We start from the raw sequence: 9,705 nt of genomic DNA on the forward strand, positions 1-9,705 counted from the left end.
AAGGCCTCGCGCGGGCGCGGCGAGAGCTCGACGGCGATGCGCTCGACCCCGGCAGCATCCCGCACGCCGTCGGGCAGCCGCGGCGGCGGCCAGCCGAAGAGCGCCGGCAGCTCGCCGGGCGTGCCGAGCAGGAAGGCGCTCTGGCCCCGCAGCTGCCCGGCCAGCAGGGAGGCGAGGCTCATGGCGCGGCGTGCAGAAGGTCAGCCGGCGCCCGGGCCGGCGCCGTGCTCGCGCCAGATCCGGTCGAGGATGCCGTTGACGAACGCCCCGGAGTCCTCGGTACTGAACTTCTTGGCGATCTCGATGTATTCGTTGATGGAGACTTTCGGCGGTATGTCCTCGCGGTGAAGCAGTTCGAACGCCGCCAGATGCAGGATCGCCCGGTCGATCGCCGCCATGCGCTCGGGGTCCCAGTGCTCGGAGACCGCGGCGATGCGCTCCTCGAGTTCGGCGCGGTGTTCCTCGGCGCCGCGCACCAGCTCCTCGGCGAAGGCGCGGATGTCCGGCGCGGGCACGCCCTGGCTCTCCCAGAAGGAGGCGATGCTCGCCTCGAGCGGCCCGCCGCCGGTGCGCCCCTGATAGAGGATCTGCAGCGCGAACTCCCGCGCCTGCCGCCGCCGCCCCGGGCGCTGGCCCCGGGCGGCGTTAGGCGCGGAGCCGGGCTGCAAGGTCGGCCATCTCCAGGGCGCCGAGGGCGGACGCGAACCCCTTGTTGCCGAGCTTCGCGCCGGCCCGCTCGACCGCCTGGTCGACGGTGTCGGCCAGGATCACGCCGTTGATCACCGGCGCCGGCCCCTCGAGCATGATCTGCGCCAGGCACTTGGTGACCTCGGCCGCGAGATAGTCAAAGTGCGGCGTCGCGCCGCGGATGATGGCGCCGAGGCAGATGATGCCGTCGTAGCGCTGGCCGCCCTTCTTCGCGCCGGTCCGCTGCAGCGCCTGCGCCGCGAAGCCGATCTCGAAGGCGCCGGGGACCCAGGCGACGTCGATGTCGGCCGCGGCCACGCCGTTGCGCACGAGCGCGTCCTGCGCGCCCTCGAGCAGCCGGCCCGTGATGAAGTCGTTGAACCGCGAGACGACGATCGCGAAGCGCCGCCCCTTCCCCTCGATCCGTCCCTCGAACACCGTTCCCATGCCCCTCGTCCCTCCCTCGTTGAAGCGCGCGCCGCGCCGCTAGACCTTCTCGAACAGGTGGCCCATCTTGGCCTTCTTCGTCTTCAGGTAGCGCCGGTTGCGGCTGTGCGGGCGCACCTCGATCGGGACCCGCTCCACGATGTCCAGCCCGTACCCCTTGAGGCCGACGATCTTCTTCGGGTTGTTCGTCATCAGCCGCAGGTGGTGCAGGCCGAGGTCGGCGAGGATCTGCGCGCCGATGCCGTAGTCGCGCAGGTCCGGCTTGAAGCCGAGCTGGATGTTCGCCTGCACGGTGTCCAGTCCCTGGTCCTGCAGCTCGTAGGCGCGCAGCTTGTTGAGCAGCCCGATGCCGCGGCCCTCCTGGCGCATGTAGAGGATCACGCCGCGGCCCTCGGCGACGATCATGTCGAGCGCGCGGTGGAGCTGCTCGCCGCAGTCGCAGCGCTGCGACCCGAAGACGTCGCCGGTGAGGCACTCCGAGTGCACGCGCACGAGCACCCGGTCCTTCGGCCCGAACTCGCCCTTGACCAGCGCGAGGTGGTGGAAGGAGTCGACGTCGTTCTCGTACATGATCGCGCGGAAGTCGCCCCACTGGCCCATCGGGATCACCGCGTCGGCGGCGCGCCGGATGAGCGAATCGTTCGCCAGCCGATAGCGGATCAGGTCGGCGATGGAGCCGATCTTCAGCCCGTGGCGCCGCGCGAACTTGCGCAGGTCGGGCATGCGCGCCATCGTGCCGTCGTCGTTCATGATCTCGCAGATCACCCCCGAGGGGGCGCGCCCCGCCAGCCGCGCGAGGTCCACGGAGCCCTCGGTCTGGCCGGCGCGCCGCAGCACGCCGCCGGGCACCGCCTTGAGCGGGAAGATGTGCCCCGGGCGGACCAGGTCGTCGGGCGTCGCGTCCGGCGCGATCGCGGCGAGGATCGTCGTCGCGCGGTCCGCCGCCGAGATGCCCGTGGTCACGCCGTGGCGCGCCTCGATCGAGACCGTGAAGGCCGTGCCGTAGTGCGCCGTGTTGTCCGCGGCCATCGGCGGCAGCCCCAGCGCGCGCACCTTCGCCTCCTCGAGCGTCAGGCAGATCAGCCCGCGGCCGTGCTTGGCCATGAAGTTGACCGCCGCCGGCGTCACCGCGTCGGCGGCCATCGTCAGGTCGCCCTCGTTCTCGCGGTCCTCGTCGTCCACGAGGATGACCATCCGGCCCCGGCGGATCTCCTCGATCAGCTCCGCGGTGTCCGCGAGCGGCCCCTTCGTGCTGCGCGTGCGCGCACCTGCCATGCGTTCGGTCCTCCCTAATCCTCGGCGTGGTCGGTCCGGCGCGCGCCCGCCGCGCCCGCCGGCATCCGGTCCACGAACCGCTTCACCAGCTTCGCCAGGTAGTCGGCCTCGAGGTTGACCTCGTCGCCGACCTTGCGCCCCCCGAGCGTCGTGCGGGCGAGCGTCTCGGGGATCAGGTACAGCCAGAAGCCGTCGCGCTCGAGCGCGCCCGCGGTGAGGCTGACGCCGTCCACCGCGACCGAGCCCTTGGGCACGAGCAGCGCCATGATCTCCGCGGGGGCCGCCACCAGCAGCTCGTGCCCCGCGCTCCCCGGCCGCACCCGCCGGATGCGGCCCACCGCGTCGACGTGGCCGAGGACGACGTGGCCGCCGAGCGGGTCGCTCGCGCTCACCGGCCGCTCGAGGTTGACCTTCGCGCCGGCCCGCAGTCCGCCGAGGGTCGTGCGCCGCTGCGTCTCGCCGGAGAGGTCCGCCGTGAAGGAACCCTCGGCCAGCGCCGCCGCCGTGAGGCACACGCCGTTGACCGCCATCGAGTCGCCCGGCCGCAGCGCCCCGCGCGCCGGGTCGTAGCCCACGCGCAGGCGCAGGAAGCCCGCGCGGCGCTCGGCGCCGAGCACGGTCCCGATCTCCTGGATCAGGCCGGTGAACACGCCGGCTCCTGCACGTACCCCTCGACCATGATGTCCTCGCCGGCCGGCGACCAGCGCACGTCGCGCAGCCGGAGCGCCTCGGCGAGCGGGCCGGCGCCCCGGCCGCCGATCACCGGCGGCGCCTCGCGCCCGCCGATGAGCAGCGGCGCGATGAAGAAGACGACCTTGTCGACGACGCCGGCGTCGAGGAAGGACGCCGCGACCTCGGAGCCGCCCTCGACGAGGACGCTCGTGATGCCCAGGCCGGCGAGGCGCCGCAGCACGGCCTCGGGCTCGACGCGGCGGGCGCCGCCGTCGGCCGTGACGACCTCGGCGCCCAGCTCGCCCAGCTCGCGCACGCGGGCGGCCGGCGCGTGCGGCCCGGCGACGAGGATCGTGCGCCCCTTGTTGCGGTGCGCGAGGACCCGCGCCTTGTTGGGGATGCGCAGGTGGCTGTCGATGACGACGCGGTCGGGGTGGCGGCACTCGGTGCCGGGAAGCCGGCACGTCAGGTCGGGGTCGTCGGCGAGGACCGTGCCGATGCCCACGAGCACCGCGTCGGTGACGTTGCGCAGCTCGTGCACCCGCCGCCGCGACTCCTCCCCCGTGATCCAGCGCGCCTCGCCGGAGCGCGTGGCGGTCTTGCCGTCGAGGCTCATCCCGATCTTCAGCGTCACGTGCGGGAGGCCGGTCGTGACGTGCTTGCAGTAGACCTCGTTGAGGCGCGCCGCCTCGGCGCCGAGCAGCCCGACCTTGACCGCCACGCCGGCCTCCCGCAGCCGCGCCAGCCCGCGTCCGTCCACGAGCGGGTTGGGGTCGCGCATCGCCGCGAAGACCCGCGCGATGCCGGCGGCGACGATGGCGTCGACGCACGGCGGGGTGCGCCCCTGGTGCGCGCACGGCTCCAGGGTGACGTAGAGATCGGCTCCGCGGGCGGCCTCCCCCGCGGCCGCGAGGGCCACGGTCTCCGCGTGGGCATCGCCGGCGCGGGCGTGATACCCCTCGCCGACCACCGCGCCGCCGCCCACGATCACGGCCCCGACCATCGGGTTCGGGCTCGTGCGGCCCCGGGCCCGCTCGGCGAGGGCGAGCGCCCGCGCCATGAACTGGCGGCGACCGCTCACAGGGCGGCGCGGTTGACCCGTTCGCGCAGCTCCTTGCCGGCCTTGAACACCGGAACCCGCTTGGCGCTGATGCTCACCTGGCTCCCGGTCTTCGGGTTGCGCCCCTCGCGCGAGCGGCGCCCCTTGACCTTGAAGGAGCCGAAGCCGCGGATCTCGACGCGCGGGTCGTCGGCGGAAGCCAGCGCGTTCTTCACGCTGTCGAAGATCTCGTTGACGATGACCTCGGTCTGCTTCTTCGTCAGGCCCTCGATCTTCTCCGCCACCTGCTCGATGAGCTCGGACTTCGTCATTCCCTCTCCCTCCCCCGGACGGCGCTGGACTTCCATTTTCCTTTCAAGATTATAGGCTTGCGGCTCGCAGGGGTCAAACGATCATTTTCGCGCCGCGCCGCGGGCGCTAGGACGGCATCTGGATGCGCAGCGCCCGCAGGAACTTGCGGTCGAACGCCGAGAGGCGGCGGATCGAGACCGGCCGGTCGGTGGTCGCCGGACCGATGAGCGTCTCCTGGATCTCCTCGGCCTTGGTGCCGCTCTCCGTGCGGGCGAGCACGATGCCCAGCGTGAGGCTGGGCGTGAGGCCGCGCTCCTCGATCTCCCGCAGCAGCTCCTGCACCCGGTCCGAGCCGCGGATGGCGTCCCGCAGCGAGTTGCTCAGGTGCTCGAGAAGCGGCTTGAGGTTGTCGTCAATCTGCACGTCCGTTCCTTTCTGGATCATCCGCTGTTCCGCGGCCGCCACCGGCCCCGAAGTCCGCCGGCTGGATGCGCTCGAGCCATTGGCGCCACTGCTCGGGCTCGCCGAGGTCCTCGACGAGCTCGACTTCCTTGGTGCGCGAGAGCACGTCCCGGGTCACGAAGATCGGCGCCCCGGCGCGCAGCGCCAGCGCGATGGCATCGCTCGGCCGGGCGTCGAGGCGTCGCTCCTGCCCGCCCGTGCGCAGGTAGACCGAGGCGTAGAAGGTGTTCTCCCGCAGGCTGTCGACCACGACCTGCCGCACGCTCGCGTCCAGCAGCTCGATGACGTTCTTGAGCAGGTCGTGGGTCATCGGCCGCGGCGACGTGATGTTCTCCAGCACGAGCGCGATCGCGTTGGCCTCGAAGAGCCCGATCCAGATCGGCAGCAGCCGAGCCCCGCCCTCCGCCTTGAGGATGACGATGGGCGCGTTGGTCACCGGGTCGAGCGTCAGCCCGCGCACGGTCATGAGCTGGGGATCCTGATCGTCCATGTTTCCTGTCCTTCCGGCAAAAACTATAGCATCCGAGTCGGAACAGCGCAAATGAGGGGCCGCGCGGCGGGGGCCGCTTCAGCCCAGGAGTTCCTCGACCGTGATGCCGACGCAGCGCGCCAGCGTGGCGAGGTTGTAGCCGCCCTCGAGGGTGAAGACGACCGGGATGCCGGCGCAGGCCTCGAGGATGCTCCGGATGATGCCGCGCACGCCGTCGTCGGTGACCCGAAGGTCGGCGAGCGGGTCGCCCTCGTGCAGATCGTAGCCCGCGGAGACGATGCAGCAGTCGGGTCGGAACGCCGCGACGTCGGCCCGGAAGAGCCCGTCCCAGGCCTCCCGCATGGCGGCGTCCCCGCTGCCGGCGCGCAGCGGCACGTTGTGGGTGCAGCCCGCCCCCCGCCCGATGCCGCGCTCGCCCGACGCGCCGGTGCCCGGGTAGTGCGGGTACTCGTGGGTGCTGAAGTAGAAGACGCTGTCGTCCTCGTAGAAGGCGGCCTGCGTGCCGTTGCCGTGGTGCACGTCGAAGTCCGCGACCATGACCCGCGCGTATCCGAGCCGCTGCGCGTAGCGGGCGCCGACCGCCGCGTTGTTCACGAGGCAGAAGCCCATCCCGCGCGCCGGCTCGGCGTGGTGCCCGGGCGGCCGCACGGCGCAGAAGGCGCGCGCGATCCGTCCCTCGCGGCAGGCGTCGAGCGCGCGGCAGACCGCGCCCGCCGCCAGCACCGCCGCCGTCCACGACCCGGGGGAGCAGTACGTGTCCGGGTCGATCCAGCCCTCGCCAAGACGCTCGATCCGCTCCAGGTATTCGGGCCGGTGCACCGCCGCGAGGCTCTCGCGGTCCGCCGGGCCCACGGCAACGTCGAGCAGGCGCCCGCGCAGCCCGCTCCTGTCGAGGTGGTCGACGATGCGCGCGAGCCGGTGAGGGGACTCGGGGTGCCCGGCGGGCGTGCGGTGCTCGAGAAAGGCCGGGTCGTAGAGGAAGCCCGTCGCGGTCATGGGGCGTGCGGCCCGCCCTGCCCCCCGCCCAGGAGCTTCGCCATGAACTCCTCCCACGGGACCTTCACGTTGGCCGGCAGGTCCGGGTAGGCGCCCTCCTTGAAGTGCACCTGGCTCCCGGGCAGGTGCAGCATCCCGAGCAGCGCGTCCTCGCCGCGCCTGCCGCCGAGAACGGCGTGCTTGAGGATGCCGGCCTCCATGTACACCAGCCCCTTGTCCGCGCCCGAGCTGACCGAGATCACGCCGGTGCGGCGCGTCGCGCGCAGGAACTCGAGCGTGTCGACGAGCATCGTCTCCAGCTTCTCGATCGCGACGTGCTCCTCGCCGCCCGCCAGCACCCTCTCGCGCTGGTCGACCCGCGCGCTGAGGGTCCGGACCTTCTCGAGGATCGTCGCGAGGTGGAACGGCTTCGTGATGTAGTCGTCGGCGCCCAGGCGCTGCGCCCGCAGCTTCTGCGGCGCCTGGTCGAGGGAGCTGAGGAAGAGGAACGGCACGGTCTTCGTCGACGGCAGGCTGCGCAGGGTCTGGCAGAGCTGCCAGCCGTCCATCTCCGGCATGACGATGTCCGAGATCACCAGGTCGGGCTTTCCGTTGAGGGCCGCCGCCACCCCCTCCTCGCCGTTGCCGGCCTGGAGGATGGTGTAGCCCTCGCGCTCGAGGGCGTCGGCGAGCAACTCGCGCAGCGTGACGTCGTCGTCGACGAGGAGGATCTTGCGCGCGATCATGACCAGTTTACTGTACCCGTGGCGTGCCGCGCCCGTCAAACGCCGCGCGGCGCCAGGCCGCCACGCCGGCGGATGGCCCGCACGACCGGCACGAGCAGTGCCGCCTTGACGAGGTCGAGGGGCAGCAGGACGGAGGCGAACCTCCACAGCGTGGCGGGTGCGACCGTCTTGTGCTGGTACACCGCAAGATTCCACGAGAACCAGGGCACGCCCACGAGGTAGATCGCCGCGATGCCCAGCGCGAGCGCGACCGCCACGCGCGGGGTGCCGCTGCGCGCGGGGTCGCCCGCGACGAGGCCCGTCACCAGCGCCGCCGCCACGAAGCCGACGAGGAAGCCGAAGGTCGGCGTCAGCACGTAGCCGGGCCCGCCCCCCGACGCGAAGACCGGCAGCCCGAGCAGCCCCATGGCGATGTAGGCGAGCTGGCTGGCGGCGCCGAGCCACGGGCCCAGCGCGACGCCGGCGAGCAGGACCGCGGGCACCTGCAGCGTGAAGGGGACGCCGGGCAGCGGCACCCGGATGAAGGCCCCGACCGCCGTGAGGACCGCAAACAGCGCGACAAGCACCGCCCTGTGGAGCCCCGCCGCCGGCTGGCGCATCCGCCCTCCCCGTCCTCCCCGAAAGGAAAGGGCCCGCCGTGTGGGGCGAGCCCTCGTTCCGGACGCTGGAGCCGATGGTCGGGATTGAACCGACGACCTATCGATTACGAATCGATTGCTCTACCACTGAGCTACATCGGCCCGTTCGCAATCGGACGAATGCTTATACCAGCCTCCGGCCCGGGATTCAAGCGGCGGACGGAGACCGGCGCGGCCCGGCGTTGGAGGCCGGATCCCGGTTCGGGCTCGGGCGCTCCGCCTTGACTCTCCCGGCGGCCGTGCGGAGAATCGCCCCATGCCGGATCCAGCGGAGCTTCGGACCATCGAGGAGCGCGTGCGGGCCATTGAAGCGCGCACCGGCGTGCAGGTCGTCGTCGCAGCGCTCGGCCGCGCCGACGTCTACCATGGCCTGCGCTGGCGCGCGTTCGCTTTCGGCACGACGGTCGCCGCCGCGCTCGTCGCGCTCGCGACTGTGCTGCGCCCGGGCTTGGTCCCCGAGCCGGCGCCCTTCTGGACGTCCGTCCTGCTGCTCGCCGCCGGGCTCCTCGCCGCGCTCAAGACGATGCTCCTGCCGCCTGTCGCCCGCCTCTTTCTCGAGCCGCTGCGCGCGGAGGCGGAGGCGCGCCAGCGCGCCGCCGCGCTCTTCCTGGAGCGCGGGCTCTTCGCGACCCGCGGCCGCACCGGAGTGCTCCTGCTCGCCTGCGCGTTCGAACGGCTGGCAGTGGTGCATGCCGACGCGGGCTTCCGCGGGCGCGTCGCCGAGGAAGATTGGCGGTCCGTCGAGCTGGCGATCGCCGCGTCGCTGCGCGCCGGCCGCCTGCCCGAGGGGCTGCTCGCCGGCCTCGCGGCGCTGGAGCGTTTGCTCGTCGCCAGCGGCTTCGCGCCGGCGCCGGGCGCGGCCACCAACGAACTGCCGGACCGGCCGCTGACGGAGGCCGACGCGCGATGAGGCTCCGGCGCCGCCTCGATTTCGTCGGATCCGCCGCGCTGGCTGCCGTCCTGGCGGTCGCGGCGCTCGCATCCGGCGTCGCCGCGGCGGAGGTCCCATACCTCACCGGTCGGGTCGTCGACGACGCGAACGTCCTGGGCACCGAGATGCGCGAGCGCATCGAGGCGCAGCTCAAGGCGCACGAGCAGAGCACGACGAACCAGGTTGTCGTCCTGACCGTGCCGACGCTCGGCGGGGAGACCGTCGAGGAATACGCCGAGAAGGTCTTCCGCACCTGGGGCTTGGGCCAGAAGGGCAAGGACAACGGCGTGCTCGTGGTGATCGCCACGGGCGACCGGCGCATGCGCATCGAGGTCGGGTACGGCCTCGAGGGCGTCCTCCCCGACTCGCTGGCAGGCAGCATCATCCGCAACGCGATGGCGCCGCGCTTCAAGACCGGCGACTACGTCGGGGGCACCGAGGCCGGCGTGCAGGCGATCCTCGGTGCGCTCGCCGGGGACGCATCCGCGGTCCCCGCGGACGCTCCCGCGGCGGAGCCCGGGACGCCATCGTCGGGCGACGGCCTCTCGGGCATGGACGCCCCCGACATGCCCTGGTACACGCGGGTGCTCCTGGGCGCGTTCATCTTCGGCATCATCGGCCTGTTCACCGTGCTCGGCGTGCTCACCCCGCGGTCGGGGTGGTTTCTCTACTTCTTCCTCATCCCGTTCTGGGCGATGTTCCCCATCGTCATCTTCGGGGCCAAGGGGGCGTTCGTGCTGCTCGCCACCTACCTCGCCGCCTTCCCCATCGCGAAGCTGATCGTCCGCCGGCAGCCCTGGTACGAGAAGGCGGCGCTCGACCTCAAGACCAAGGGCCACGCCACGGTCGGCGGCTTCACGGTGTCATCCGGGGGCGCCAGTTTCGGCGGCAGCTCGGGTGGCGGCGGCGGCGGGTTCTCCGGAGGCGGCGGCAGCTCGGGCGGCGGCGGCGCGTCCGGGGGCTGGTAGACCGCGGCTACGGCTCCGCGCCCAGCCGCCGCAGCGCCGCGCGCGCCTGACGGTCCTGCGGGT

At 72.6% G+C, this 9,705-nt stretch carries 14 protein-coding genes and 1 tRNA gene; 2 read left to right on the top strand and 13 right to left on the bottom strand.

From position 1 onward, the window contains the following. The 13 genes from VI078_16845 to VI078_16905 form a co-directional block, all read right to left on the bottom strand. Nucleotides 1-182 (bottom strand): hypothetical protein (locus tag VI078_16845; protein HEY6000956.1); only part of this gene is annotated, 182 nt, incomplete at its 3' end. Nucleotides 183-200: 18 nt separating this feature from the next. Next, nucleotides 201-668 carry a transcription antitermination factor NusB gene (nusB, locus tag VI078_16850; protein HEY6000957.1) on the bottom strand — a complete coding sequence of 156 codons (468 nt, stop codon included), beginning with the start codon at nt 666-668 and terminating at the stop codon, nt 201-203. Then, nucleotides 646-1,134, bottom strand: coding sequence for a 6,7-dimethyl-8-ribityllumazine synthase (gene ribH, locus VI078_16855; protein HEY6000958.1), 489 nt, complete (start codon nt 1,132-1,134; stop codon nt 646-648). The genes nusB and ribH overlap by 23 nt, the downstream gene beginning before the upstream one ends. Nucleotides 1,135-1,173: 39 nt before the next feature. Continuing rightward, nucleotides 1,174-2,409 (bottom strand): bifunctional 3,4-dihydroxy-2-butanone-4-phosphate synthase/GTP cyclohydrolase II, encoded by a 1,236-nt coding sequence (locus tag VI078_16860; GenBank protein ID HEY6000959.1) that lies wholly within the window; start codon nt 2,407-2,409, stop codon nt 1,174-1,176. A 14-nt stretch (nt 2,410-2,423) separates the two neighbouring features. Further along, entirely contained in the window at nt 2,424-3,059 is a 636-nt protein-coding gene (locus VI078_16865) for a riboflavin synthase (protein HEY6000960.1), read from the bottom strand. After that, entirely contained in the window at nt 3,044-4,162 is a 1,119-nt protein-coding gene (gene ribD / locus VI078_16870) for a bifunctional diaminohydroxyphosphoribosylaminopyrimidine deaminase/5-amino-6-(5-phosphoribosylamino)uracil reductase RibD (GenBank protein HEY6000961.1), read from the bottom strand. Before ribD ends, VI078_16865 begins: the two co-directional genes overlap by 16 nt. Continuing rightward, complete coding sequence (locus VI078_16875) at nt 4,159-4,452, bottom strand: integration host factor subunit beta (protein ID HEY6000962.1); 294 nt, start codon at nt 4,450-4,452, stop codon at nt 4,159-4,161. Before VI078_16875 ends, ribD begins: the two co-directional genes overlap by 4 nt. A 106-nt stretch (nt 4,453-4,558) precedes the next feature. Beyond that, nucleotides 4,559-4,855, bottom strand: a complete 297-nt coding sequence (locus VI078_16880; GenBank protein ID HEY6000963.1) for a hypothetical protein — start codon at nt 4,853-4,855, stop codon at nt 4,559-4,561. Continuing rightward, a complete protein-coding gene (locus tag VI078_16885) occupies nt 4,845-5,384 on the bottom strand; it encodes a bifunctional nuclease family protein (protein HEY6000964.1) in 540 nt (179 codons plus the stop codon). Before VI078_16885 ends, VI078_16880 begins: the two co-directional genes overlap by 11 nt. Nucleotides 5,385-5,462: 78 nt before the next feature. Further along, nucleotides 5,463-6,380: a histone deacetylase gene (locus VI078_16890; GenBank protein HEY6000965.1), complete on the bottom strand. Its 918-nt coding sequence runs from the start codon at nt 6,378-6,380 to the stop codon at nt 5,463-5,465. Then, a complete protein-coding gene (locus VI078_16895; protein ID HEY6000966.1) occupies nt 6,377-7,105 on the bottom strand; it encodes a response regulator in 729 nt (242 codons plus the stop codon). The genes VI078_16890 and VI078_16895 overlap by 4 nt, the downstream gene beginning before the upstream one ends. Nucleotides 7,106-7,140: 35 nt before the next feature. Further along, the gene (locus tag VI078_16900) at nt 7,141-7,704 is read right to left on the bottom strand and encodes a biotin transporter BioY (protein ID HEY6000967.1); all 564 of its coding nucleotides are present in this window, start codon (nt 7,702-7,704) and stop codon (nt 7,141-7,143) included. Between the two features lie 66 nt (nt 7,705-7,770). Continuing rightward, a tRNA-Thr gene (locus VI078_16905) sits at nt 7,771-7,845 on the bottom strand. A 154-nt stretch (nt 7,846-7,999) separates the two neighbouring features. Here VI078_16905 and VI078_16910 point away from each other — a divergent pair. Further along, on the top strand, nt 8,000-8,653 hold the full coding sequence (locus VI078_16910; GenBank protein HEY6000968.1) for a hypothetical protein: 654 nt from the start codon (nt 8,000-8,002) through the stop codon (nt 8,651-8,653). Continuing rightward, entirely contained in the window at nt 8,650-9,642 is a 993-nt protein-coding gene (locus VI078_16915) for a TPM domain-containing protein (GenBank protein HEY6000969.1), read from the top strand. Before VI078_16910 ends, VI078_16915 begins: the two co-directional genes overlap by 4 nt. The last annotated feature ends 63 nt before the right edge of the window (nt 9,643-9,705 follow it).

The sequence above is a fragment of the bacterium genome (assembly GCA_036524115.1).
GTDB lineage: Bacteria > JAUVQV01 > JAUVQV01 > JAUVQV01 > DATDCY01 > DATDCY01.

What these genes read in the sequence shown, in the direction of transcription:
- VI078_16860 (HEY6000959.1), bottom strand. Translation starts at nt 2,409, where the DNA reads ATGGCAGGTGCGCGCACGCGCAGCACGAAGGGGCCGCTCGCGGACACC.
- VI078_16900 (HEY6000967.1), bottom strand. Translation starts at nt 7,704, where the DNA reads ATGCGCCAGCCGGCGGCGGGGCTCCACAGGGCGGTGCTTGTCGCGCTG.
- VI078_16910 (HEY6000968.1), top strand. Translation starts at nt 8,000, where the DNA reads ATGCCGGATCCAGCGGAGCTTCGGACCATCGAGGAGCGCGTGCGGGCC.
- VI078_16885 (HEY6000964.1), bottom strand. Translation starts at nt 5,384, where the DNA reads ATGGACGATCAGGATCCCCAGCTCATGACCGTGCGCGGGCTGACGCTC.
- VI078_16895 (HEY6000966.1), bottom strand. Translation starts at nt 7,105, where the DNA reads ATGATCGCGCGCAAGATCCTCCTCGTCGACGACGACGTCACGCTGCGC.
- ribH (HEY6000958.1), bottom strand. Translation starts at nt 1,134, where the DNA reads ATGGGAACGGTGTTCGAGGGACGGATCGAGGGGAAGGGGCGGCGCTTC.
- VI078_16915 (HEY6000969.1), top strand. Translation starts at nt 8,650, where the DNA reads ATGAGGCTCCGGCGCCGCCTCGATTTCGTCGGATCCGCCGCGCTGGCT.
- VI078_16875 (HEY6000962.1), bottom strand. Translation starts at nt 4,452, where the DNA reads ATGACGAAGTCCGAGCTCATCGAGCAGGTGGCGGAGAAGATCGAGGGC.
- VI078_16890 (HEY6000965.1), bottom strand. Translation starts at nt 6,380, where the DNA reads ATGACCGCGACGGGCTTCCTCTACGACCCGGCCTTTCTCGAGCACCGC.